Origin of the sequence: Shimia sp. FJ5 (genome assembly GCF_032918335.1) — a bacterium.
Classification (GTDB): domain Bacteria; phylum Pseudomonadota; class Alphaproteobacteria; order Rhodobacterales; family Rhodobacteraceae; genus Shimia; species Shimia aestuarii_A.
Genome location: NZ_JAWJUV010000002.1, coordinates 692,745 through 717,140, shown reverse-complemented (window position 1 = coordinate 717,140; position 24,396 = coordinate 692,745). Strand labels below are relative to the sequence as shown.

The following is a 24,396-nucleotide window of genomic DNA, read 5'->3' as shown; positions in this document are numbered from 1 at the left end:
GGGATACCTCATGACCGTGACTGTTGGCATCAACGGGTTTGGCCGCATTGGCCGCTGCACCCTCATGCACATCGCCGAAAGCGCCCGCGACGACGTGAAGGTCGTCAAGGTGAACGCCACAGGCCCGCTCGAGACCGCAGCACACCTGATCCGCTACGACTCTGTGCATGGCCGCTTCCGCAACGAGGTCAAGATCGGCGACGGCATGATGGATCTCGGCGCAGGCGAGATGGAGATGTTCTCGACCTATGACATGGACGAACTGGACTGGTCCGGCGTCGACGTGGTCATGGAATGCACCGGCAAGTTCAACGACGGCGAGAAAGCCAAGGCCCACCTCGACCGCGGCGCCAAGAAAGTGCTTCTGTCCGCACCAGGCAAGAACGTCGACAAGACCATCGTCTTCGGTGTCAACGACGAGATGCTCGAAGCCTCGGACACGATGATCTCCAACGGCTCCTGCACCACCAACTGCCTCGCGCCGGTGGCCAAGGTTCTGCACAACGCTTTCGGCATTGAATCGGGCATCATGACCACGATCCACGCCTATACCGGCGACCAACCGACTCTCGACCGTCGCCACAAGGATCTCTACCGCGCCCGTGCCGCCGCCATGTCGATGATCCCGACATCCACTGGCGCCGCCAAGGCGCTTGGCGAAGTCCTTCCCGATCTCAAGGGCAAGCTCGACGGCTCCGCCGTGCGTGTGCCGACGCCGAATGTCTCCGCCGTGGACCTGACCTTCGTGGCACAAAAAGACGTGACCGAGGCGGACGTGAACGCTGTCATGGCCGAAGCCGCCGCCGGCGCCATGAAAGGCGTCCTCGGGTACACCGAAGAGAAACTCGTCTCCGTCGATTTCAACCACACCAGCGAAAGCTCGACCTTTGCCGCCGACCAAACCAAGGTCATCGGCGGCCGCCTCGTGCGCGTTCTGGCATGGTATGACAACGAATGGGGCTTCTCCTGCCGCATGGCCGACGTGGCCCAGAAGATGGGCTCGATGTAAGCCCCGGCAATCGCCTGCAAAACTTGCGCCTCCGGGCGGTCTGAGGCATACCTTTGCCCAAGGACCACCCGGAGGCGCAATTCGTTATGACCAACCCGATCGCCGTTTTCCTGGCCGTGCTGATCTTCTCCGGCCTGGCATACGATCTTATCTGGCTCGATGGTCAGGCGACGCTTCTGCTCGCCCGCAAGTTCTTCCAACTGGTCGAGTGGGTCGCCTTCTGGCGCTAGTCCATCCGCACCTTGACCCAGACCTTGCCGCGCACTGGCACGTCCCACTTGAGATGCACCTCGTCGCCATTGGCGCCTTTCTCGACCTCAACATACGGCATCGTATAGACCGGATTCCCCGCCCCATCCTCGATCCGCCCCTTCGCGACCACAGACTCGACCGTGCGCGCGCGCCATTCAAACGGTAGCCGCCCCTGCGTCTCGACGACCCAAGTCTGTGCCGCGCTGTTCTGGTCATGCTCGACCAAAAGCGGATTGCGCATCCCGTCACCGACCGCGTGATAGGTATTGCCCTCGACATGGATGTTCTTGCTCTTGGTCTTATCCAACTCGGCAAAGCTGGTATCGATCCGGTCCACCCGGTCGATATGCCCGTTGATCGAACGGAACTTGTTCCCGGTCACGGTGAACCCGGTGAAATAATGGTTCGCCCCATGCGGTTTCACCACGAGATAGGCAAACCACGACGCCACATGCCCGGACAGGAACACATTGTCCGTCACCGAAAGCGCACTGAAAGAGTAGCCGCTGGTAAAGTCAGGTTCCGCCTCGTACTCGTTGCTCCATTCAATCGTGGCATTGTCGATATAGTTGCCATCAATGCTCGCCGCACAATGCGCCGCCCCAAGCAAGATTCCCGCCGTGCGAAGACCCGCAGGCTCTGAATCGCCTTGGAAGAAATGGTTGCCCGTGATGATCGAGTTTGTCCCGCCGATCACAAGGAAATGGCGAAACTGGCTGGCCCTGTTGTTTCGGATTTTCACATCATTGGCATTGGTGTTGATCGCCACTGTTTCCCGATCTTGCGCCGGGGTGCCACCCTCGCGCGTCTTGAAATCGCAGCGGTCGACAAGCATCCCCTGACACCCGTCCCCAATACTTGTGATCGCGCGCCAGCCGGGGCGGTTGAAATGGCAATCCTTGACGTGAAACGCGACCCCCGCCGCAGACAAGGCGATCCCGCTCGCGACGGAGTTGCAAAGGAACTCGATCCCTTGAACCTCGAAAGAGCTGATCTTGCTGAAGCCGGTGAAATCAAGCACGTATTTGAACCGCGTGAAGGTAAAGGTCTGCGTGCCCTCCGCATCATAGAGTGGTTGCGAAAGCGTGATCTCCTGCGTCGCTTCGTTCTTGTCCTTGACGTAGATCTCGCGCCCGACACCGCTCCCCGTGACATGACTGCCAATGGCGATATTGGCCACGTTGGCCACATTGGTCAGCGTCCGCGACTGGTTCGAGTCATAGCTCGCCACCGAAGTGACAATATCCGGATCCCAGACCGTATCACCCGTGACATAGAACTGCCCGTTGCGGATCACCCGCCGCTGTTTGTATTCCGTGCGATTGGCGACGATCGCCTGAAGGTCGAGCGGTTCATCAATCGTCACCCGCCGACCGCCCATATCAAGCGATTCATGGTCTGCGTTGTTGAGAAGCGACTGGAACATCTTCTTGAACCCAAGCGTTTCATCCCCGAACGCATCGATATAGGCCGCCAGCTCGAAATTCTTGGTCAATGAGAAATACTTGTCCTCCGGCATCGTGACCGTCCCGACGAACCGCACCGGCGTGTTGAAGGTCACGTTGTCGTCGAGAAAGAACACCCCCTCCGAGACCAAGACCTCGCGCCCGTTCGCCGCATCGTCCGCAGCGGCAAAGGCGGCCGAGTCATCCGTGACCCCATCACCCACCGCGCCGAAATCGCGCACATCGACCCAATCCATCATATCGCGCAAGAAGGCGCTGGTGACATCCTCGATGCTGATGTCGTCGATACGCACCACACCGCCAATCGCTCCGGTGAGGTCGAGCCCGAAATGTCCGTAGACAGGTTCCGAGCCCCAGGTCATGTCGACACCGCCGCGCGCGCCTGTGCCGATGATCGCGCTGACCTCAACGACCGATCCATAGGAGGTCAGCGTCACCTCGTCGCCCGCCTCCACAAGGCCGCTCACGTGGTCGCCGCTGCCATCCCCGGCCCAGGCCGCGATACGCACTTTCGGAAGGTTGCCAGACACCGCCTTGACCCGCGCTGTGACCCGGAGGTAGCACCCGGGCAGGATCGGCGTCTCTCCCATATAACGGAGCTTCTGAACCGCCTCGAGCTTCACCAGCTCGAGACAGCCGCCAAAATCCGCATCTGCCGGAACAAGCGCCGCATTGACCGCGCCGTCATACGTGTCCGATCCCGGCGTGCCATCGCCGCTCGACCACTGGGCCAGCCCCGCCGCAAAGGCCGGTGGCATCAACAAAAGACCGTCGGTAATCGCCTTGTTCATCTCTTCCCTTTCCTGATCGCTCAGCGCATGGGGCGCATGACTTCGGAAAGGGAAATATCAACCGCGCCTTAACGCGCCCCGACAGCACCGTGACGGTGCCTGTCGACCCAAGCGATTTCGAAAAACCTTGCCCGCCTCAGACGCCCACATCAGGAAGCGGCAGGCGCTGCACCGCGTTGATGCGCCACGCGCCCTCATGTTCGACCATCTGGTAGTCGAATAGGTGCATCGCCCCGCCACTATCCTCGACCAGCACCTTTTGCCAAAGATTGCCCGCAATCTCGCGCCGTTCAAGAAGCCGGACATAGCCCGGTTGCCAGACCTCCGGATATCCCGTCCGTACCATCGTGCCGAACCGCTCTGACGAGCCAAAGAAACGCTGGAGGCTCGGGCTGGCATAAGAGAAAGCCCCCTCGACATCGCCCGCCCGAAACGCCTCCATCTGCGCCCCGATCACCTGTTTTATTCCTTGCTCAGAGGCGCTCGCCGCGAGCCCCCAAAGCGTCATCGCCATCACCAAGATCATCCGCATAGCTTATCCTCCTACCCGGAGAGCTAGCGCGATCGCACGACGCGACCAGACCACCTACCGCAGGACCCAGCGGAACGCCCGTCGTAGCTCGGCCACCGCATCCCCCTCAAACCACGCCCCATGCGCAATGACGATCCGCTCCGGTTCCCAGCCGATCATTTCCTCGATCCCGGCGCGCAGCGTGTCGTGATGACCCATGAAACTCATCTGCATGTCGCGCGGCATCTGCCCGTCCGGCGCGATGATCCGACCGAACCGCCCGGCGATTCGCATCCACCACGGGATCTTCTCCGGCTCGAAATTCTCGATCAGGTCGGTCAGGATCAGGGTCTTCGACGCCTCGTGAAAGAACACCGCCTCGCGGTGAATCTTGCTGCCTTCGATGATCCTTTGCTTGATCTCCCCGCGCCATGGCGCCTCTGCCGCATCGCCCCGCAGATCATGGTCAACCCGCATCGCGACGCCGTGCTTTTCCGCCCGTTCCGCAACGCCCGGAGCGGCCCAGGCCTTGGCCTCGGGATAGACCTCCTGCCACGCGCCCACATAGGCATAATGGATCCAGTTCGGCGCGATGAGATGCCGGATCGGCCCCAACGCCTCGAGCGCCCGCGCCAAAGCCGCATCATAGGCGACCGGCGAATGCAGCCAGAGATCGCCATTCGCCAGCCGCACCACGGTCATCCGCGTTGAAAACGGCATGCCGTAAAACCGGATCGCGGGGCCATCCACGATCCAGATATCTTTGCCAATCGGCTTTAACGTGTTGAGCGGTTCATATCCGGTTGCCATGGCCCAATCCTGCGCCATGGCCCCCTGTCGATCAAACCAATTCGCCGGCCAGCGCCTTGTTGATCAGCGCAACGCTCTCTTCGACGCCATAAAGCGCGATGAACCCGCCGAAACGCGGCCCCTGACTCGCGCCCAAAAGCACCTCGTAAAGCGCCTTGAACCAATCGCGCATCGGGTCGAACCGTTCGCGGCCAACCGAGAACACCACCGACTGAAGCTCATCGCCATCCACCGGGCCATCATAAGCCACAAGCTTGTCGCGCAACTCTTCAAGCGCCTCACGCTCAAGCTCTGTCGGCGCGCGGTAGACCTTCGTGGGCTGCACGAAGTCCTCGTAATACTTCACCGCAAAGCCCGCCGCCGCATCGAGGTCCGGGTGGCTCTCCGGCGTCGCCGCAGGCGCATAGCGGCGGATAAAGCCCCAGAGCGTTTCCTTGTCATGCGCCGAGGCAACCGACGCAAGGTTGAGCAGCATCGAGAACGGCACGACCATGTTCGACTGCGGTACCTTCCCGCCGTGGATATGCCACACCGGATTGTTCAACTGCGCCTTGAGATCTTGTCCGTGATAGGCCCGAAGCTGCTGGTGGTATTCATCAACCGCCTTGGGGATCACATCGAAGTGCATCCGCTTCGCCGTCTTCGGCTTCTGATACATGAAGTAAGACAGGCTCTCGGTGCTCGCATAGGTAAGCCACTCGTCAATCGACACACCATTGCCGCTCGACTTGGAGATCTTCTGCCCGTTCTCATCAAGGAAAAGCTCGTAGGTGAAATGCTCCGGCGCCCGCCAACCGAGGATACGACAGATCTTGTCATAGATCGGCGTGTTGGTGCTGTGGTCCTTGCCATACATCTCGAAATCGACCTCGAGCGCCGCCCAGCGCGCGCCGAAATCCGGCTTCCACTGAAGCTTCACGTTGCCGCCGGTGACAGGCAGGGTCCATTCCTTGCCGTCCTCGTCGTCAAAGGTGATCGTATGATCCTGCGCGTTCACCTCTTTCATCGGCACATAGAGAACCCGTCCCGTCTCGGGATGGATCGGCAGAAAGATGGAATAGGTCTGGCGACGCTCTTCACGCAGGGACTTGAGCATCACCTCCATGATCTCGTCGTATTTCTCGACCGCGCGCTTGAGCACCTCGTCGAACTGCCCCGACCCATAGAATTCAGTTGCCGAAAAGAACTCATACTCGAACCCAAAGGTATCAAGGAACCGGCGCAGCATGGCGTTGTTGTGATGGCCAAAGCTCTCATGCGTGCCGAATGGATCCGGCACCGAGGTCAGCGGCTTTTGCAGATGTGTTTGCAATTCCTCTTGGTTCGGCACGTTGCCCGGCACCTTGCGCATTCCGTCAAGGTCATCAGAGAAACAGATGAGCCGCGTCGGAATATCCGAGATAAGCTCGAACGCGGTCTTGATCATCGTGGTGCGCGCCACCTCGCCGAAGGTGCCGATATGCGGCAGGCCCGACGGCCCATAGCCTGTCTCGAACAGCACGTAGCCCTTCTCGGGCGCCTGCTTCTGATACCGTTTGAGCACCCGGCGCGCCTCTTCAAAGGGCCAGGCTTTCGAAACGAGGGCAGCTTCGCGCAGTTCAGACATTCTTACTTCTCCAGTCGAGCGTCGCCCGCCCCATGCGGACCGACTTCCGGGGTCTATTGTGCCGTTGCAGCATCGTCAAGATTTTAGGGGCGGAAACGGCGTCTTACTCCAAGCCGAAGCCGATTCAGAACAGCTTGTCCCGCCGCCTCAAACCACCCCTGCGCGCGCGACGATCCAGTCGAACACCGCCCGTGCATCGACCCGCGCCGCAAGCCCCTCGCGTAGCGCGATATGATAGCCGCGATCCGAATGCGCCACCTCGTCGCCAAGCCGCAGCACCGCACCGCTTTCAAGAAACTGCTCTAGAAGCCCACTCCAGCAGAGACAAATCCCCTGCCCGGCAAGGGCTGCGTTGACGAGATGGGCATAGGAATTGAAATCAAGCTCCCGCACCCGGCCCGGCATCGCGCGCCCCACCGCCTCGAACCAGCTTGGCCAGTCGTGCCAATGGCTTCGCGCGCTCTCCATCGTCAACAACGTCAGCCCCTCGAAATCGACCGCGTCCGGCGCAAGCCCCCGGCGCTGTAGATAGAGCGGGCTGGCCACCGCGAACACCTCGTCACCAAGGATTCGCTCTTCCCCCGCGACGCTCGTATCCGGAAGGCCAAAGCGCACGGCAACATCGCCGGGACGCTCTGGATCACCATGTTCTTGGCTGATGATGCGAATGGTGATCTCGGGAAAGGCCTCTTCGAGATCACCTAGGTTCTGGATAAGCCAGTATCCGACAAATCCTGACGGCGCGCTAACGGTGACGACGCGCCTGGCCGCGCCGCGCCGGAGTCGCTCTACCACGGTCTCGATCGACCCAAAGCTCGCACGCAGCGTCTGGGCAAGCTCTCGCCCTTGTTCTGTTAGCTGTATTGGCTTTCGGCTTCGGTCAAAAAGGTGGCACCCGAGATCCGCTTCCAAGGCTGAAATCCGGCGCGAGATGGCCGGCTGTGACACGTTCAGCTCCTGCGCCGCTCCGGTGAGCGTGCCATGGCGCACCGCGGCATAGAAGGCAACGAGACCGGAGAAGGCAGGCAAGCGCACAGACATCATAACCTCAGCGTATAGTATCATGCCCTTTTAGCGGATTGTCAGAAGGCCGAAAACCCCGTTACGTGAAGCGACAGGAGAACACGCCATGACCATGCACACCGACGCCGCCCCGTTCGAGATCGACTTCGACGAAACCTTCGACGCGCCGACCCCGGACAATAGCCCCTTTGCGCCCTCCGACCGCGCCTATTCCCTCGATAGCGCGGATGTTCCCCTCGAAGGCGGCACCGATCCGACCTTCGGCACCGTGCGCTGGCGGACCCTCGTCAACGGCCATTCGGACGATCCCAAGGATCTCGTCTTCGGCATCGCCGAATTCGAAGCGGGCGGCACCCTCCTGCCCCATCGCCACCGGCAAGCCGAGATTTACTTTGGCCTCGAAGGCGACGGCGTCGTGACCATCGAAGGCGTGGCGCACCGTATCGCCGCCGGCGTCGTGATCTATGTCCCCGGCGAGGTCGAGCACGGCACAGTCGCGGGTCCCGACGGCCTCAAGTTCGCCTACGGCTTTGCCGAGCGGAGCTTTGCCGAAATCGACTACCGCTTTAGCGCGCAAATGGCCTGACAAGGCGGCAAGCCCTCTTGCTGGCACGGGGCGCGATGCCTATTCTCTGACAGTGGTCAAGAATAAGGATGAGCGCCCGTGCCCCAAGACACCCCGACCCCCCTCACACCGCAGGATAGCCTCGTGGCTGTCATGGTCGCGATTTCCGCCTCGGACGAGAACATCCGCACTGCCGAACTCGTCAAGATTCAATCCGCCGTGAACAACCTCCCGGTCTTTGCGAGCTATGATCTCGACCGGCTCAAGTTCGTGTCGCAAACCGTGTTCGATCTCTTCGAACAGGAAGACGGCCTCGCCGCTCTGTTCGGCCTCATCCGCGACAACCTCCCCGAGCGTCTCTACGAGACCGCCTATGCTCTGGCCTGTGACGTCGCCGCCGCCGATGGCGCCATCGCCGAAGCCGAACTGCGCCTGCTCGAAGAGATCCGCTATGAGCTCGAGATTGACCGCCTCCATGCTGCCGCGATCGAGCGTGGCGCGCGGGCCCGGCACATGACGTAACCACACGTTTGCGTGAAGAGGTTTTGACAAACCGCCTATCGCTGCGTCAACATCGTCCGACAGATTTCCTAACTGACCGGACTCCATGCGTTTTTCCCTGATTGCCGCGACGCTCCTGACCTTGGCGCCCGCCTTGCCCGCCTTTGCCCAACCCCTCATGGGACGCGACCTTGTCGCCCACGGCCCGCAAAGCTATTCCGTCTCTCTGTCCCAGACCCCCAAGGCGCCAAGCACCGTGCTTGCTCTCGTCGACAAGTCCGATCAGCACCTCAAGGTCTTTGTCAACGGTCGGCAGCGCTATACCTGGCCCGTCTCCACCGCCCGACGCGGTAAGATCACGCCGAATGGCGAATACACCGCCTATCTCCTGTCGCGCTATCACAAGTCGAGCCTCTACAACGATGCGCCGATGCCCTACTCGATCTTCTTTCATAGCCACTATGCGATCCACGGCACCGATCAGGTCTCGCGCCTCGGGCGCCCGGCCTCGGCCGGCTGTGTGCGCCTGCATCCCGACCATGCAAGCGTCCTGTTTGACCTGACCAAACAGGTCGGGCTCGAGAACATGAAAGTGGTGATCCGCGACTAAAGCGACCGCCCTAGCCGTGATCTGCATAGAGCGCATCCCAACGCTCGATAAGCCGCTGTTGCAGGTGGCGCGCCTTATGGACCCAGCGCCGCGCCCCTTTCGGGCGCTCCCTGTCATGTGCCGGCACCGCCGCCCGCGCCTCGAGATCTGCGCTCAGGATCGCAAAGGCAAGCATCCGCCCGTTGTGCAATGTCACATAGCCCGCAAGCCCACTGACAAAGTTGAGCGTCCCGGTCTTGGCCTGAACGCTCATCGGCGCGCCTTCCTTGACCCGGCCCTTGGCATCGCGCAGGCGGATATCCTTGAGGATCGGGCGCAGCACATCGCGCTGCTTCGCCGCCGCCAAGGCGCGGACCAACTCATCCGGCCGCATCCGTGACGCCCCACCAAGCCCCGAGTGATCGACCAGCGCCGCATGCGGCATGTTGAGCGCCTCATGCGCCCACGCGCTCATCGCCGCCGCCGACTCCGCCAGTGTTTCGATCGCGACGCCCCGTGCCTTGCTCGCCGCCATCCCGACCATTTCCGCCGTGAGATTCGTCGAATAGCGCAGCATCCCGCGCAGGATTTCCCGAAGCGGCTCGCTCAAATGGAAGGCCACGACCCGCCCCTCTGGCACGCCAAAATCAAGCTTTGCAGGCTCAAGGACAATGCCATGCGCCCGCGCCAAGGTGCGAAATACGTCGCCCGCGTATAGTTCGGGCTGGCGCACCGGCAACCACCGCGCGCCGCCCCGGCCCAGCGCCCCGCTCGCCACGGTCCAGACATCCTGCGACCCCTTGGATTCATAGGTGTAGACCGGAAGCGCCCGATCCGCGACGGCGATCTTGGCAATGCTCACGTCGGGCCGATACTTGGCCGAGCGCGCGTCCATCGTGACACTGTATCCCTCGGCCGCCGGCTTCCATTCGAAATGCACCCGGTTGAAATTGAGGCTCAACCCCGAGACCGCCGGGCTATACCCCGCGTGGGCGGGCTGAACCGGATCAATGCTGCGGATCGACGGCAAGGCCGCCCCGTTGACAAGGAACCGCCCCTTGACCTCGTGGATGCCCGCCTCCTTAAGCCCCCGCGCCAGATCGCCAAGCGCATCCGTGTCAAAGGTCGGATCGCCTCCCCCGACAAGGATCAAATCGCCCTTGAGAATCCCGTTCGAGATCTCGCCGCGCGCCATGAGACGGGTGACAAAGCGATGCTCCGCCCCAAGCGTCTCAAGTGCGTACATCGCCGTCACCGCCTTGGTGACGCTCGCGGGCGGCAAGGTCGCCTCAGGTTGATGCCCTTCGAGAATCTCTCCGCTTTCCACATCGGCCAACGCAAAGCCCACCGCGCCGGAAACCCCGGCCCGGCGAATAAGCTCTCCCGCCCCCGGCGCAGCGCGCTTGGCAAACCCTTTCGGGCGAAGCTTCGGTCGCAAGGATTGCCCCGGCGGACCTGCCAAGGCCGCACTGCCCGCAAGGGAGGCGCTCAACGCTATGAAAACCCGACGTGAAACACTCTGAACCATGGCAAGACATTAACCCCACGTCACAGCCCCCGGCAAGCCGCAGCCCGCTCACAATCGCGCTTCCGACGTCGCACCCCCCATGCTATCGCCCTCTCCATGGGACAGGCCATCTTCATCATGTTCATCGCCATGTCGATGATCCCCTCCGGCGACACAGCAGGCAAGCTCTTGACCATGGAGCATGGCGCCTCGCCGCTGTTTGTGGCCTGGTCTCGCTTTGTGATCGGCACCGCGCTGGCCCTGCCCTTCCTCAATGGCGAAACGGCACGCCTGCTACGCGACTGGCGCATCTGGCTGCGCGCCCTGCTGCTCACCGGCGGCATCACCTCGATTCAGACCGCGCTTCAAACCGTGCCCGTCGCCGATGTCTTCGCCGCCTTCTTCGTCGGCCCGCTCCTAAGTTACGCGCTCTCCGCGCTTCTGCTGCGCGAAACGATCACGCCAGCGCGCACTGCGCTTATCGCGCTCGGCTTTGTTGGCGTGCTTCTGGTGGTGCGCCCCGGCCTGTCGCCCACTCCGGGCATCGGTTTCGCCCTCCTCGCGGGGTGTTTCTATGGGGCCTTTCTGACCGCTTCGCGCTGGCTATCCTCTGTCGGCCGCCCAACCTCTCTGTTCTTTACCCAACTCGCGCTCAGCGCCCTGTTCCTGACGCCCTTCGCCTATGATTCCCTGCCGCCTCTGACTGCAACCGTAGGCGCGCTGACCGTCGCCTCGGCGTTGTTTTCCGCCGGAGGCAACCTGCTCCTGCTCTATGCCTATGCCCGCGCCCCCGCCTCGCAACTCGCGCCGCTGGTCTATTTTCAACTGATCGCCGCTACAGGCTTGGGCTGGGCCGTGTTCTCCGACCTGCCCGACGCCTGGACGCTGACCGGCCTCGCTCTCATCATCACCTCAGGCCTCGCCTCGGCCCTCCTCGCCACTCGGCCCGCCAAAGCCTGAGCCACTCTTCTTCTCTGGAGAAATACTCGGGGTGAATTGAGCCAAAGGCTCAAGAGGGGCAAAGCCCCTAGCGCACCCAACCGCCGCGCGCACGGATGGCCGAGGAACTCACATCAACCATCGCCACGTTGACATAGGCCCAGGCCGGCGCCGCGCGCCGCCCAAGCCCCTGCGCCGGAACCCGCGCCTCGCGGAAGACCTGTGCCGCCTTCGCCGTGCGCCCGGCGATCCGATCCCCGGGCCGCGCCATGACACCGACCGGCACCCGCGCCATAATCTCGCGCCAGTCCTTCCAGCGATGAAACTGCGCCAGGTTATCCGCCCCCATGAGCCAGACGAACCGCACGCCAGGACACATCGCCTGCAACCGTGCAATCGTCTCCGCCGTATAGCGCGTCCCGGCACGCGCCTCGACATCGCTCACATGCACGCGCGGATGCTGCATCACCGCCCGCGCCGCCGCCATCCGCCGCTGCAAATCCGCTGGCCCCTCGGCCTTCAAAGGATTGCCCGGGCTGACAAGCCACCAGACATGATCCAAGCCGAACCGCTTCAGCGCCTCGCGCGTGATATGCACATGGCCCTCATGGGCCGGATCGAACGATCCTCCCAACAACCCGATCACTTGGCCGGGGCGCGTATGCGGCAATCCCAAAGTCATTGCGCTTGCATCGCTTGCGGCCCGCGCCCTGTCAACAAGAACCCCTTGACCGCTCCCATTGGTTGACTTAAGCAAACCATTAAAGTTGACGAAGGTAAACCAAATGCACAACTCCGCCGACATCGCCCGCGTCCGCCGCTTCTACCGCGCCGCCACGCGGGACACTGGCGCGCTCGACCAATCCTTCCTCGGCCGTGGCCGCCCCCTTGGCCCGGCCCGCGTGCTGCATTCCGTCGCGCCAGAAGGCACGCCCGTCGATACGATCCGAACCTATCTCGACCTCGACAAAACGCTCCTGAGCCGCTTCCTGCGCGGCCTCGCCGACGAGGGCCTCGTGACGCTCGACACCGACCCCGACGACCGCCGCCGCCGCATCGTCCGCCTGACCGACACGGGCCGCACCGAACAGGCGCTTTATAACAAACTCTCTGACGACCACGCCGCCGCGCTCCTGTCCCGCGCCAAGGATCGCACGGCCCTCCTCGCCGCCATGGACCTCATCACGATGACCCTGAACCAGACCCGCATCACGCTCCGCGAAACCGACCCGCAGCATCCCGACGCCGTCGCCTGCCTCGAAGCCTATTACGCCGAACTCGCCGCGCGGTTTGAAACCGGCTTTGATGTCTCCCTCTCCCGCGACCCCGACGCCGCCGACATGCGCTCCCCCCGCGGCGCCTTCCTCGTCGCCTACCGCGACGACGCCCCCATCGGCTGCGTCGGCCTCAAAGGCTCGGACAAGGGCTACGCGGAAGTCAAACGCCTCTGGGTCTCCCCCGACGCCCGCGGCTTGGGGCTCGCCAAACGCCTGATGGACGCCACCGAGACAGCCGCCCGCGCCCTCGGAATCGTCACCCTGCGCCTCGACACCAACTCAAGCCTCCCCGACGCCGTCCGCCTCTACCAATCCACCGGCTGGACCGCCCTCGACCGCTTCAACGACGACCCCTACCCGGATTACTTTTTCGAAAAACACCTCTGACCATGCGCGTGCTCAGCACGCGCAGCGCCCGAACCGCCCCCACGGGGCGGGCGCACACATCGCCACAATCAAAAGCACTCCCCAGCCCTCATAGGCCGGGCTTCAACCCGGCAATAACCTCACAGATCGCATTTTAGATAGTTCTTGAGAACATCCACCCACACACTTCTGGCATTAAATCCTTTTACCAAACCGTCGCCCGCATCCTTTGTGAATGCTCCCATGCCATGTTGAATCATATATCGTGGCGAATGCGTGGGAGGCCCCACTTGCTTCTGAACGGCACAGAGCTGCTCATGCCTCGTTGACCCGGCGGCACCAAAACGCTCAAACGCACGCGACATCCTCTGTTCCCATGTTGCCCCACCGGCGTTGTGTAGGTTCAGGGCCAACACCCGCCCGGCTTGATGCGCCGTTCGGTCCTTCACGCGACGAATATCAAAAGCAGCCCGTAGCTGCATCACTACCAACATTTCCACCGCCTGGTCGTCTTTCCCCTCGCGAAAACACGCACGTACACCACCGGCAATATCAGCCGGTGAGTACTCATTACGGATTTTCGATATTTCCAGACATGGCACATCATTCGTCGCTTCGAGATTACCTTCGGCGGCATGGTTTGTAACCTGTGCAACCACTGGCGTCGCAAGAGATACCGCAAGAAACAGCAATCTCAGTATGTGAATTCTCCTATGTTCCATGCTTCCACAATTGCCCTTTCCCTTCCTCTTGGCTAGACCCGCTGAAACACGTTTTCCAACCGGAGTCGCGCAGCAATGGCATCTTACCAGTACGTCTACCACATGCAGGGGGTCTCCAAGACCTATCCCGGCGGCAAGAAATGCTTTGAGAACATCCACCTCTCGTTCCTGCCCGGCGTGAAGATCGGTGTTGTCGGCGTCAACGGCGCCGGTAAATCGACCCTGATGAAGATCATGGCCGGCCTCGACACGGATTTCACCGGCGAGGCCTGGGCCGCCGAGGGCGCCAAGGTCGGCTACCTCCCGCAGGAGCCGCAGCTCGACGAGAGCCTCTCCGTGCGCGAGAACGTCATGCTTGGCGTCGCCGAGAAGAAGGCCAAGGTCGATCGCTTCAACGAGATCGCCATGCAGATCGCCGAGGATTATTCCGACGAACTCATGGAGGAAATGACCACCCTTCAGGACGCCATCGACGCCGAGAACCTCTGGGATCTCGACAGCCAGATCGACATCTCTATGGAGGCCCTGCGCTGCCCCCCCGACGATGCCGACGTCAAAACCCTCTCGGGCGGGGAACGCCGCCGCGTCGCGCTCTGCAAGCTCCTGCTCGAAGCGCCCGACATGCTCCTCCTCGACGAGCCGACCAACCACCTCGACGCCGAGACCATCGCCTGGCTGCAACAGCACCTGATCGACTACAAAGGCACGATCCTGATCGTCACCCACGACCGTTACTTCCTCGACGACATCACCGGCTGGATCCTCGAACTCGACCGCGGCGCGGGCATCCCCTACGAGGGCAACTACTCCGCATGGCTCGAACAAAAGGCCAAGCGCCTCGAGCAAGAAGCCCGCGAGGACAAATCGAAACAGAAAACCCTCGAGCGCGAACTCGAATGGATGCGTCAGGGCCAGAAAGCCCGCCAAGCCAAATCCAAGGCCCGTATTCAGGCCTATAACGAGCTCGCCAACCAGTCCGAGCGCGAAAAGATCACCCGCGCCCAGATCGTCATCCCCAATGGCCCGCGCCTCGGCTCCAAGGTCATCGAGGTCGAGGGCTTGGGCAAACACATGGGCGACAAGCAACTGATCGAAGACCTCTCGTTTTCGCTCCCGCCCGGCGGCATCGTCGGCGTCATCGGTCCCAACGGTGCCGGTAAATCGACCCTGTTCCGCATGTTGACCGGTCAGCTCGAGCCCGACACAGGCACGGTCGAATATGGCGACACGGTCCAGCTTTCCTACGTCGACCAATCCCGCGATGACCTCAATGATGGCGACACCGTCTGGGAAGCGATCTCCGGCGGGGCCGAGATCATCGAGCTGGGCGATGCGCAGGTCAACTCGCGCGCCTATTGCTCGTCCTTCAACTTCAAAGGCGGCGACCAGCAGAAGAAACTCTCGCTCCTGTCGGGCGGGGAACGCAACCGCGTCCACATGGCCCGGCTCCTGAAGGAAGGCGGCAACGTCCTCCTCCTCGACGAACCGACCAACGACCTCGACGTGGAAACCCTCCGCGCCCTCGAAGACGCCCTCGTCGATTTCGCAGGCTGCGCCGTGGTGATCTCGCACGACCGCTTCTTCCTCGACCGCATCTGTACCCACATCCTCGCCTTCGAAGGCGACGCCCACGTGGAATGGTTCGAAGGCAACTTCGAGGACTACGAAGAAGACAAGAAACGCCGCCTCGGCCCAGATGCGCTCGAGCCGAAGCGCTTGAAGCACAAGAAGTTTACGCGGTGATGGACTGGCTTGCGCTCCTTGGGGCTTTTGGGCTTGGGTCGGTTGTGACAGCCTTGGTGCAAAGCTGGTTGTCGACTCGCGCTCAAGAACGGGACCGCAGCTTTCGCGAGCGAAAGGAAGCTTACATCGGCCTTTTGGAGGCCTATCATAGGGCAGCAATTGAAGGCACAGATGAAGCGTCAAAAAACTTTGCTTATTGGCAAATGCGGTGCGACATTGTTGGCCCTCAATCCGTCCGCGATGCAATAGAAGAGATAATAGCATCAAATGCGGACAGGAAGGGTCGTTCACGCGCACACGAAATGCTGAAGTCTTCCATGAGGAGAGACTTGGGAATTAGTGATCGCTAGTCAATACTTCATTGGCTCCTCGGTTCACGGATGACCCCAGCGCCCGATCCCGAGGGAGGGCGCAATCGCGCCCGCCCTGGGGGGCGGGGTCGGGCGCGATGCATGATGCTTTGCATCATGCGTTTGTTCACTCAAATCCCATCCCCCCTAGACACCTCCCGCTCTAATCTGCCACCCTGCCCCTACGTCAAAGGGAGGCTCATATGATCCGGTTCCGCTCACTCCTTGCCATTCTCGCCGCGCTTGTGCTGACCGCCTGTGCCAATGCCACGATCCCGCCGGATGCGAGCACGACGATCATCGCCCTGCGCCATGCCGACCGCGATCTGGAACAGCTCAACGCCAAGGGCCGCGCCCGCGCGGCGGCGCTTCCGGCTGCACTCTCCGACTACAAGATCGACGCGATCTTCTCCCCCGGTATGGACCGCAACCGCGACACAGCCGCGCCGCTCGCCAAGGCGACGGGCCTGCCCGTGACGATCATCACCACCGACAAGGTCGCCGCCCAGATCACGAGCCGCTATCCCAAGGGCACGGTCGTCTGGGTCGGCAACAAATCGAACCTGACCCCGCTTTGGGAAGACCTCGCCGCGCCCGGCCCCGCCCCCCTCGAATACGGCGATCTCTTTATTGTCCGCCTGCACCCGGATGGCCGCCGCACCGTCACACGTCGTCACGTCGCCCCATAAGCGCGGCCTCATTCCGCGCCACCCGCGCCTCAAGCGCCGCGTCGAGCTTTACCTCCTCGGCGATCTTCATCTGCACCCATGTCCTGAGAAGCCGGTTGATCCGCGATTGATACCCCTTGCCCATCGCCTTGAAGACCTTCGCCACCGACTTGTCGAGGTAGAGCGAGATCTTTTCCTTCGGCTCCTCGGTCGGGATATCCGCCTCGAGCGTGTGCCACGCCTCTGGCACCTCGTCACGGATATCGGCATCAATAAGCCGCTCGCGGCGCAGATAGGTCAGATCCCAGATGAGCTGCGACCGTGCCGCTTGGGCGGCTTTCGTCTGAGGGCGTTTTCTCGTCTCTGTCATGGGCAGGTCTCCTTTGCGGCCATCCTCGCAAACCCGCCTTACCCTCGCCTTAGCGCCCCGCACGCTGCACCACCGCGATACAGACGCAATACCGACGAGATACCGACGTGGGTTTTTCCCCTCCAGAACGCAAAAGGCCCCGCCATATGGCAGGGCCTATACGTGAGTGGTGTGGCGGGATTTAGAAGGCCTTGCCTTCCTTCGCACCGAGCTTCTTGAAGACAATCGCCGCCGGGCAGAACCCGGTGATCGACGATTGCATGAGGTTCGCGCCAACGAACACTGTCAACCACATGAATAGCGGCGAGACAAAGACGGTCAGCGCAACGCTAAGCAGCACCATACCGCCAGCGAACATGAACATGATGCGATCCAAGCACATTGTTTTTATTCCTTTTTCCGGTGCCACAGCCCAAGAATCGGCGCGGCTTCAGGACAGACAATACGCGAGTGGAAATAAATATTCAATAGTCAGAATATAACTCACTCCGGCGGCACGGGACGCGGGCTGCCATCGTCGTCAATCGCCACATAGGTAAAGACGGCCTCGGTGACCTTTTCCATGTGAAGCGCCCGATGACGCACCACCCAGGCCTCGATCTTGATCCCCATCGACGACCGTCCGACCCGCTCGACCCAGGCCCAGACGCACAGGATATCCCCAACCCCCACAGGCCGAATGAACTTCATCGCATCCACCGCCACAGTCGTCACCCGCCCCTTGGCGCGCGCCGCCGCGACGATGCCGCTGGCGATGTCCATCTGGGCAAGCACCCACCCCCCGAAAATATCGCCATTGACGTTGACATCCGCAGGTGTCGCAACCGTGCGCAGGGTGGCTTCGCCTTCTGGTTTGATCTCTTCGCTCATTGCCAGTTTCCTCTTGTTTTGCCCAAGACTAACCCTATGCGACCTCACAAGAAAGCTGGTAGAAGCACGCATGACCGAAGACACCAGTTCAGAGCCATTCGACATCCTCGTGATCGGGGCCGGCCCCGCCGGAAGCGCCGCGGCTTTCTGCGCCGCACGCGCAGGTCTACGCGTCGCCCTTGTCGACAAGGCGCGCTTCCCACGGGACAAGCTCTGCGGTGGTCTCTTCACCGGTCGGAGCCGCGCCTATTACCGCGAGGTTTTCGGGCAAGAGTTCGAGACGGACCGTGCTGTTAACCTCTCTGAAATCGAGTTCTGGTATCAAGATCGCCGCCTTGCCCGGCTCTCGGATATTCCGCCGGTCAATCTCACCATGCGTCGCGATCTCGATGCAACGCTTCTGGATCATGCGCTTGCGGCTGGGGCCGTTGATTTCACGGGCCGCGCCATCGCAACGCTTGATGATGCGGGCGTGAGCCTACGCGACGGGACGCGGCTCGAGGCATCGGTGCTGATCGGTGCGGATGGCGTCAATTCCATCACCGCGCGCCATCTCTTTGGCGCCCCTTTCGACAAAGAAACGATCGGTTTCGGGCTTGAGATCGAAGCCACCCCAGAGGAACAGCCCCCCAAAGATCACCCCCTGCGCATCGACTTCGCCGCCGCCACATGGGGCTATGGCTGGTCCTTCCCAAAACAGCACTCAACAACCGTCGGCGTTGGCGGATTGCACGCCCCAAACCCGGATATGAAGGCGCATTTTTCTGCTTATCTTCAATCACTTGACTTGCCAGACGATACCCGCCGCTTCAAGGGGCACTACCTGCCCTTCGGCGATTTTCGCAAGGCACCGGGACGGGCGCATATCCTGCTTGCCGGAGATGCGGCAGGGCTTGTCGATCCGATCACCGGTGAGGGCATCGCGCTTGCCATGAAGAGCGGCCAGCTTGCCGCCGAGGCCGCCACGGCCGCGCTCCGCGACGGACGTCCAGAGACCGCCTACACCCGCTACCACACCGCGCTACGCGACATGCACCGGAGCTTGCGCATCGCGCGGATGCTGCGCCCAATCATCTTTGCGCCACGCTGGCAGGGTGCCTTCACGCGAACCTTCGAACGCTCTGGCACGGTGCGGATGCAATACATGCGCCTCCTCGCGGGCGAGGTTGAATATCCCGAACTGGCCCGCGCTGTGCTGCGCCGCCTGCCGCGTTATCTCATGAACCGGATCAGACGCTCGCGCGGACCCATTTGACGATCGCGCCCGCAGGCATCGCCCCGGATTCACGCGCCCGCTCGCGCCCCCCGGCAAAGGCCGCCATGGTCGGAATCCCCCGGATACGGTATTTCGCGCCCGCCTGCGGGTGATCCTCGGTATTGAGCTTCACAAGCCGCGCCTGACCCGTAAGCTCTTGCGCAGCCTGCTGAAATTGTGGTGCCATCTGGCGACACGGACCACACCACGGCGCCCAGAAATCCACGACCAAAGGCACCTCATCATTGCGCGCCGCTTTCTCAAGCGTCGCAAGATCGACCTCAGCGACTTTCGCTTTCATCAAGGGCGCGCCGCAGGTGCCGCATTTTGGCCCCGCGCCGAGCTTGTCCTCAGGCACCCGGTTGACCTGACCACAATCGAAACAGGTGATTTTCTTGCCGCTCATGAGTTTCGCTCCGAAATCACATTCATTTTTTCATACATAAGGCTTCGGTCACGTTTGTGAACCCCGGCCAAGCATCAGCGGCAGCAACACCGGCAGGATGAGGAGCCGCCCAAGATGGCAGGCCGCGACGAACCCGGCATCCGCTCCGAGGATCGCGCCCATAGCGATCATCGTCTCAAGGCCGCCGGGCGCAAAAGCGACCACGACATGCGCAAGCGGCATGGCAAGGAACCCCGCCACAGGCACCGCAATCAGAACCGTCAGGCCAAGCGTCACTGCCGCCGCGCTCAACGCCGCAAGAAGCGCGCGCCAGAGATCGCGGAACGTGATCCCGCGAAACCGCGTCCCGATCAATGTGCCAATGGTCGCGAACCCCGCAAGCGCGATGGCCGGATGCACCGCTCCCGGCGTGAGATCAAAGAAATGCGCAATCGCCGACACAAGAAGCCCCGCGATGAGAAAATGCGCCGGCACCCGAAGCCGCTTCAAAACCGGCCCTAGCGCACCGCCAAGCCCGAGAAGGATCGCCATCGCCCCGACCCCCATGATCTCTTGCGCCATTGGAAACGAAGTCTCGACATCCGCGCCAAGCCCGCCAAGCGCGAAGGGAACGAGCACCGAGAGGATCAGGACGCGCACCGTCTGGATCACGGTGATCCGCTCGGCATCTGCATGAAGCGCCGAGGACATGGCCACAACAAAGCTAAGATGCCCCGGTGACGCTGCCAGAAGCGCCGCGCGCCGCTCAAATCCAAACGCCGCGACAAGCAGCCAGCGATTGACGAGCAGGATCAAGACCATCAACCCCGCCAACGCGGCAAAGGCCACGGGCCAGCGCAGCATTGCCTCGCGCGCAGCCGCGTTCATACCCGCTCCGATCCCGACACCCACGACAAGGAATGCCACGTTGCGAAACGGCACGGCAAGCCCAAGCGGCACCCCGGCAAGGCTCAGCAGACTGATGAAAAGCGCAGGCCCGGTGATCGGAAAAAGCGGCAGCCCGACCCACGCACCAAGCGCCGCTCCGACCGCGCCAAGCGCCAGCGTCACGAGCGTTTGCACGACCGGGTTTGCATCGATGAAGAACCGCATGTCCCGCGCTACCACATTGCTCTGCCTCGAAAAAGCAAAAGGGCCGGAGGTCTCCCCCCGGCCCCTTTCCCGCTCCCCGCGGGTCAGGCTCAGTTCAGAGCCTTATCCGTGATCGCATGGGTCCAGGCGCCTTCCGGCTGCTTGGTGATGACCGGATCCGAGCCACCCGACAGAAGGCTGTCAACGGTGCGCTGATAATCGGCCGGGTCAAGCGCGCCGTTCGAACCGGCGGTGAGCTTGGCCACTTCCGTCATCATGCGGATCTGGTGTTCCTCGGTCTGTGCGCCCGATGCGTCGTTATCGAGAACGATCATCGCCGCGTCTTCCGGGTTCTCCTCGGCCCATTTCCAGCCTTTCATCGAAGCGCGCACGAAACGCACCATCTTGTCCTCAAAGGCCGGGTCGGCGAGATTTTCCTCAAGCACATACATGCCATCTTCAAGCGTCGCGACGCCTTGGTCTTCGTATTTGAACACCACGAGGTCATCCGGGGTCAGGCCCGCATCGATCACCTGCCAGTATTCGTTATACGTCATTGTCGACACACACGCCGCCTGCCCCTGAAGAAGCGGATCGACGTTGAAGCCCTGCTTGAGAACCGTGACACCATCCTCGCCACCGTCGGTCGAGAGGCCAAGCTTGCTCATCCAGCTCAGGAACGGATACTCGTTGCCAAAAAACCAAACACCGAGCGTCTTACCTGCGAAATCGTCGGGGCTTGCGACGCCTGCATCCTTGCGGCAGGTGAGCATCATGCCCGAGGATTTGTAGGGCTGCGCGATGTTGACCAGCGGCAGACCCTTTTCGCGGCTGGCAAGCGCCGAGGGCATCCAGTCGAGCACGACATCAGCACCACCACCGGCGATGACCTGCGCCGGTGCGATATCCGGGCCGCCCGGCTTGATCGTGACGTTGAGGTCTTCTTCATCGTAGAACCCCTTGTCGAGGGCGACATAATAGCCCGCGAACTGGGCCTGCGTGACCCATTTCAGCTGGAGCGTAACGTCATCGGCGGCCTGCGCCATCGACGCCGCGAGGCCAAGCGCCGCAGCGCTCATTGTCTTCATCATGGTTTTCATTTTCTTTCTCTCCTTGTTGGACTTGGCTATTTGGACTTTGGTCTTTTCTTTGCTCAGCCTCTTTGTGACGGGTGCCAGAAGGTGACTGCCTTTTCGAGCAGTGCGACCCCGCCATAGAACGCGGACCCCACCACAGCGGCAACAACGATCTCGGCCCAGACGAGGTCGAGCGCGAGTTGCCCCACGGATGTGGAAATCCGGAATCCCATGCCCTTGATGGGCGAGCCGAAGAACTCGGCCACGATGGCGCCGATAAGCGCGAGCGTGGTTGCGATCTTCAGGCCATTAAAGATGAACGGCATCGCTGCGGGCAAGCGCAGTTTGAGCAGCGTCTGCCCATAGCTTGCCGCGTAGGTGCGCATCAAATCGCGCTGCATGTGATCGGTCGCCTGAAGCCCCTGCACCGTGTTGACGAGCATCGGGAAGAACACCATCACGACAACGACCGCCGCCTTGGATTGCCAGTCAAAGCCGAACCACATCACGAGGATCGGTGCCATGCCGATGATCGGCAGCGCGGCGACGAAATTCCCAACCGGCAGAAGCCCGCGTTGCAGGAACGGGAAGCGGTCGATCAGCACCGCAATGAGGAACGCCGCACCGCACCCAAGGATATAGCCCGACAAGGCGCCCTTGATGACGGTCTGTACGAAGTCCTCCCAGAGGATACCCGTCGAGACCCCGAACCGCGCCGCAATCATCGACGGCGGTGGTAGGAGCACGGGCGAAATCTCAAGCCCGCGCACCATACATTCCCAGATCAGTATCAGCGTGATCCCGAAGATCGCCGGAACAGCAAGCCCCGTCGCCCGTGTCTTCGGGCGCCGCGACAAAAGAACATTGCTCCACCAACCAATCGCCCAGATGGCGAGCCCTGCGATTACCCAGATCATCGCACCATCCCCATCCGTTTGAGAACCACAGTCTGCATAAGCCCGATCAACCCGACAAGCGCCGCCGCAAGGGCCGCCGCCGTGATGAGCGCGCTCCAGATCTGGATCGTCTGCCCGTAGTAACTCCCCGCAAGAAGCCGCGCGCCAAGGCCCGCAACCGCGCCAGTCGGCAATTCGCCCACGATGGCCCCCACGAGGGACGCCGCCATCGCGATTTTGAGCGAGGTAAAGAGATAGGGCATCGACGACGGCAGGCGCAGTTTCCAGAACTCCTGACCGCTGGTCGCGTTCCAAGTCTTCATTTGGTCAAGCTGCATGTGATCGGGGCTGCGCAGCCCTTTCACCATACCGACGACGACCGGGAAGAACGAAAGATACATCGAGATGACCGCCTTCGGCAGCAGCCCGGAAATCCCGACCGCGTTGAGCACCACGATAATCATCGGCGCAATGGCAAGGATCGGGATGGTCTGACTCGCGATGACCCAAGGCATCACGCTCATATCCATCGTGCGGTTGTAAACGATCCCCACCGCCAGCGCGATACCAAGCGCCGTGCCAAGCGCGAAACCGAGAAGCGTCGAGGATAGCGTCACAGTGCTATGGAACAGAAGCGAGCGCTTCGAGAAGGCCCGCCCTTTGACGACCATCTCGCCTGTGGTTTTCCAGATCTCCTGCCCAACCTGATGCGGCGCGGGGAGTTTCGGTTTCTTCTGGCTCATCGTGTCCGCGACAAGCTCGGAAAAACTCAACTCAACCCCCGCCCGCTTGGCCTTGTCCTGCGCCCACGGCGCATTCAACGCGAGCGTCCCGGCGTACCAAAGCACGAAGATCGCGATCACCACCGTGACGATGGGGCCAAGCCTATGCCAAAGCCCCGCCATCACGCGTCGTCCTCGTGGCCCGCGCGAAGCCCGTCACGGACCCGGTGCGCGATCTCGATAAATTCCGGTGTATCGCGGATTTCAAGCGGCCGTTCCTTGGGGAGCGGGCTGTCGATCACGTCGGTAATCCGCCCCGGCCGCGGGCTCATCACCACGATCTTGGTCGAGAGATAGACCGCCTCGGGGATCGAGTGCGTGACGAACCCAATCGTCTTGTTGGTGCGTGCCCAAAGCTCGAGAACCTGCTCATTGAGGTGATCGCGCACGATCTCGTCCAACGCCCCGAACGGCTCATCCATCAAAAGAATATCGGCATGGAAGGCAAGCGCGCGGGCAATAGACGCGCGCTGCTGCATCCCGCCCGAAAGCTGCCAGGGGAATTTGCGCTCGAACCCGTCAAGGTGGACCAGCTCAAGAACTTCCTTCACCGCCGCGTCCTGCTCGGCTTTGCTCACGCCCATGATCTCGAGCGGCAGGCGGATATTGCCGCCAATCGTGCGCCACGGATAAAGCCCCGCGTGCTGAAACACATAGCCATAGGCACGCGCCTTGCGGGCCTCTTCGGGGCTGACGCCGTTGACCGTGATCTCGCCCGCCGTGGGCTTTTCAAGGTCGGCCATGACCCGCAGCAAGGTGGTCTTGCCACAGCCCGACGGGCCGATGAAGCTCACGAAATCGCCCTTCTCGATATCGAGGTTGACGTCTTTCAGGGCATGGACCGGACCATCGTTGGTCTGGAAGGTCAGCGACAGGTTTTTTGCGCTGATCACAGGTTCGCTTGTCAAAGTCTTCGCTCCGCTGGCCGTTTTGGCTTGCTTGTTGGCCGCCCCGCCGGGTCTGGCGGGGCCGCAG

27 protein-coding genes are annotated in these 24,396 nt (G+C 61.9%); 10 read left to right on the top strand and 17 right to left on the bottom strand.

Annotated features, from left to right (window positions below; translation table 11 throughout):
• Positions 1-10: 10 nt before the first annotated feature.
• Complete coding sequence (gene gap / locus R1W01_RS09990; protein ID WP_297758659.1) at positions 11-1,009, top strand: type I glyceraldehyde-3-phosphate dehydrogenase; 999 nt, start codon at positions 11-13, stop codon at positions 1,007-1,009.
• Positions 1,010-1,095: 86 nt separating this feature from the next.
• Entirely contained in the window at positions 1,096-1,239 is a 144-nt protein-coding gene (locus tag R1W01_RS09985) for a glyceraldehyde-3-phosphate dehydrogenase (RefSeq protein WP_243612590.1), read from the top strand.
• Here the strand turns inward: R1W01_RS09985 and R1W01_RS09980 are convergent.
• From R1W01_RS09980 to R1W01_RS09960, 5 genes are all read right to left on the bottom strand, one after another.
• Complete coding sequence (locus R1W01_RS09980) at positions 1,236-3,518, bottom strand: glycosyl hydrolase family 28-related protein (protein ID WP_297758656.1); 2,283 nt, start codon at positions 3,516-3,518, stop codon at positions 1,236-1,238. The genes R1W01_RS09985 and R1W01_RS09980 overlap by 4 nt on opposite strands.
• A gap of 136 nt (positions 3,519-3,654) precedes the next feature.
• Positions 3,655-4,050: a DUF4864 domain-containing protein gene (locus R1W01_RS09975; RefSeq protein ID WP_297758653.1), complete on the bottom strand. Its 396-nt coding sequence runs from the start codon at positions 4,048-4,050 to the stop codon at positions 3,655-3,657.
• A 54-nt stretch (positions 4,051-4,104) separates the two neighbouring features.
• Positions 4,105-4,839 (bottom strand): DUF4336 domain-containing protein, encoded by a 735-nt coding sequence (locus tag R1W01_RS09970; RefSeq protein WP_297758650.1) that lies wholly within the window; start codon positions 4,837-4,839, stop codon positions 4,105-4,107.
• Positions 4,840-4,870: 31 nt separating this feature from the next.
• The gene (locus tag R1W01_RS09965) at positions 4,871-6,445 is read right to left on the bottom strand and encodes a lysine--tRNA ligase (RefSeq protein WP_297758647.1); all 1,575 of its coding nucleotides are present in this window, start codon (positions 6,443-6,445) and stop codon (positions 4,871-4,873) included.
• 147 nt (positions 6,446-6,592) lie between these two features.
• Entirely contained in the window at positions 6,593-7,486 is an 894-nt protein-coding gene (locus R1W01_RS09960; protein WP_317275216.1) for a LysR family transcriptional regulator, read from the bottom strand.
• Positions 7,487-7,574: 88 nt separating this feature from the next.
• Here R1W01_RS09960 and R1W01_RS09955 point away from each other — a divergent pair, with 88 nt between their 5' ends.
• The 3 genes from R1W01_RS09955 to R1W01_RS09945 all read left to right on the top strand — a co-directional run bounded on the left by R1W01_RS09955 (position 7,575) and on the right by R1W01_RS09945 (position 9,144).
• The gene (locus R1W01_RS09955) at positions 7,575-8,054 is read left to right on the top strand and encodes a cupin domain-containing protein (protein ID WP_243612596.1); all 480 of its coding nucleotides are present in this window, start codon (positions 7,575-7,577) and stop codon (positions 8,052-8,054) included.
• Positions 8,055-8,186: 132 nt separating this feature from the next.
• On the top strand, positions 8,187-8,555 hold the full coding sequence (locus R1W01_RS09950) for a tellurite resistance TerB family protein (RefSeq protein ID WP_243612689.1): 369 nt from the start codon (positions 8,187-8,189) through the stop codon (positions 8,553-8,555).
• 85 nt (positions 8,556-8,640) lie between these two features.
• Entirely contained in the window at positions 8,641-9,144 is a 504-nt protein-coding gene (locus tag R1W01_RS09945; RefSeq protein ID WP_243612597.1) for a L,D-transpeptidase, read from the top strand.
• Between the two features lie 10 nt (positions 9,145-9,154).
• Here the strand turns inward: R1W01_RS09945 and dacB are convergent, their stop codons facing one another.
• Positions 9,155-10,651 carry a D-alanyl-D-alanine carboxypeptidase/D-alanyl-D-alanine-endopeptidase gene (dacB, locus tag R1W01_RS09940; RefSeq protein WP_297758639.1) on the bottom strand — a complete coding sequence of 499 codons (1,497 nt, stop codon included), beginning with the start codon at positions 10,649-10,651 and terminating at the stop codon, positions 9,155-9,157.
• Between the two features lie 96 nt (positions 10,652-10,747).
• Between dacB and R1W01_RS09935 the strand changes: the two genes are divergently transcribed.
• Complete coding sequence (locus tag R1W01_RS09935) at positions 10,748-11,590, top strand: DMT family transporter (RefSeq protein WP_297758636.1); 843 nt, start codon at positions 10,748-10,750, stop codon at positions 11,588-11,590.
• Between the two features lie 67 nt (positions 11,591-11,657).
• Here the strand turns inward: R1W01_RS09935 and R1W01_RS09930 are convergent, their stop codons facing one another.
• A complete protein-coding gene (locus R1W01_RS09930; RefSeq protein WP_297758634.1) occupies positions 11,658-12,251 on the bottom strand; it encodes a nicotinate-nucleotide adenylyltransferase in 594 nt (197 codons plus the stop codon).
• A 103-nt stretch (positions 12,252-12,354) separates the two neighbouring features.
• Here R1W01_RS09930 and R1W01_RS09925 point away from each other — a divergent pair, with 103 nt between their 5' ends.
• A complete protein-coding gene (locus tag R1W01_RS09925; protein WP_317275215.1) occupies positions 12,355-13,233 on the top strand; it encodes a GNAT family N-acetyltransferase in 879 nt (292 codons plus the stop codon).
• A gap of 119 nt (positions 13,234-13,352) precedes the next feature.
• Here the strand turns inward: R1W01_RS09925 and R1W01_RS09920 are convergent, their stop codons facing one another.
• Positions 13,353-13,934, bottom strand: a complete 582-nt coding sequence (locus tag R1W01_RS09920; protein WP_243612602.1) for a hypothetical protein — start codon at positions 13,932-13,934, stop codon at positions 13,353-13,355.
• Between the two features lie 75 nt (positions 13,935-14,009).
• Between R1W01_RS09920 and ettA the strand changes: the two genes are divergently transcribed.
• On the top strand, positions 14,010-15,677 hold the full coding sequence (gene ettA / locus R1W01_RS09915; protein ID WP_243612603.1) for an energy-dependent translational throttle protein EttA: 1,668 nt from the start codon (positions 14,010-14,012) through the stop codon (positions 15,675-15,677).
• Positions 15,678-16,230: 553 nt separating this feature from the next.
• The gene (locus R1W01_RS09910; RefSeq protein ID WP_297758630.1) at positions 16,231-16,716 is read left to right on the top strand and encodes a histidine phosphatase family protein; all 486 of its coding nucleotides are present in this window, start codon (positions 16,231-16,233) and stop codon (positions 16,714-16,716) included.
• On the opposite strand, the gene R1W01_RS09905 is transcribed toward R1W01_RS09910, so the two are convergent.
• From R1W01_RS09905 to R1W01_RS09895, 3 genes are all read right to left on the bottom strand, one after another.
• Complete coding sequence (locus R1W01_RS09905; RefSeq protein ID WP_243612605.1) at positions 16,691-17,065, bottom strand: BrnA antitoxin family protein; 375 nt, start codon at positions 17,063-17,065, stop codon at positions 16,691-16,693. The genes R1W01_RS09910 and R1W01_RS09905 overlap by 26 nt on opposite strands.
• 181 nt (positions 17,066-17,246) lie before the next feature.
• Complete coding sequence (locus R1W01_RS09900; protein ID WP_243612606.1) at positions 17,247-17,447, bottom strand: DUF2892 domain-containing protein; 201 nt, start codon at positions 17,445-17,447, stop codon at positions 17,247-17,249.
• A 101-nt stretch (positions 17,448-17,548) separates the two neighbouring features.
• A complete protein-coding gene (locus tag R1W01_RS09895; RefSeq protein ID WP_243612607.1) occupies positions 17,549-17,935 on the bottom strand; it encodes an acyl-CoA thioesterase in 387 nt (128 codons plus the stop codon).
• Positions 17,936-18,005: 70 nt separating this feature from the next.
• On the opposite strand from R1W01_RS09895, the gene R1W01_RS09890 reads away from it, so the two are divergent.
• Positions 18,006-19,190, top strand: a complete 1,185-nt coding sequence (locus R1W01_RS09890) for a geranylgeranyl reductase family protein (protein WP_297758626.1) — start codon at positions 18,006-18,008, stop codon at positions 19,188-19,190.
• Here the strand turns inward: R1W01_RS09890 and trxC are convergent.
• The 6 genes from trxC to R1W01_RS09860 form a co-directional block, all read right to left on the bottom strand.
• On the bottom strand, positions 19,165-19,596 hold the full coding sequence (gene trxC / locus R1W01_RS09885; RefSeq protein ID WP_243612609.1) for a thioredoxin TrxC: 432 nt from the start codon (positions 19,594-19,596) through the stop codon (positions 19,165-19,167). The two genes, R1W01_RS09890 and trxC, sit on opposite strands and share 26 nt — an antisense overlap.
• A gap of 48 nt (positions 19,597-19,644) precedes the next feature.
• A complete protein-coding gene (locus R1W01_RS09880) occupies positions 19,645-20,688 on the bottom strand; it encodes an AbrB family transcriptional regulator (protein ID WP_243612610.1) in 1,044 nt (347 codons plus the stop codon).
• An 89-nt stretch (positions 20,689-20,777) separates the two neighbouring features.
• Complete coding sequence (locus R1W01_RS09875; RefSeq protein WP_297758621.1) at positions 20,778-21,767, bottom strand: ABC transporter substrate-binding protein; 990 nt, start codon at positions 21,765-21,767, stop codon at positions 20,778-20,780.
• Between the two features lie 53 nt (positions 21,768-21,820).
• Positions 21,821-22,660: an ABC transporter permease gene (locus tag R1W01_RS09870; protein WP_243612612.1), complete on the bottom strand. Its 840-nt coding sequence runs from the start codon at positions 22,658-22,660 to the stop codon at positions 21,821-21,823.
• Positions 22,657-23,544 (bottom strand): ABC transporter permease, encoded by an 888-nt coding sequence (locus tag R1W01_RS09865; protein ID WP_243612613.1) that lies wholly within the window; start codon positions 23,542-23,544, stop codon positions 22,657-22,659. Before R1W01_RS09865 ends, R1W01_RS09870 begins: the two co-directional genes overlap by 4 nt.
• Positions 23,544-24,329 (bottom strand): ABC transporter ATP-binding protein, encoded by a 786-nt coding sequence (locus R1W01_RS09860; protein ID WP_297758618.1) that lies wholly within the window; start codon positions 24,327-24,329, stop codon positions 23,544-23,546. Before R1W01_RS09860 ends, R1W01_RS09865 begins: the two co-directional genes overlap by 1 nt.
• Positions 24,330-24,396 lie beyond the last annotated feature (67 nt).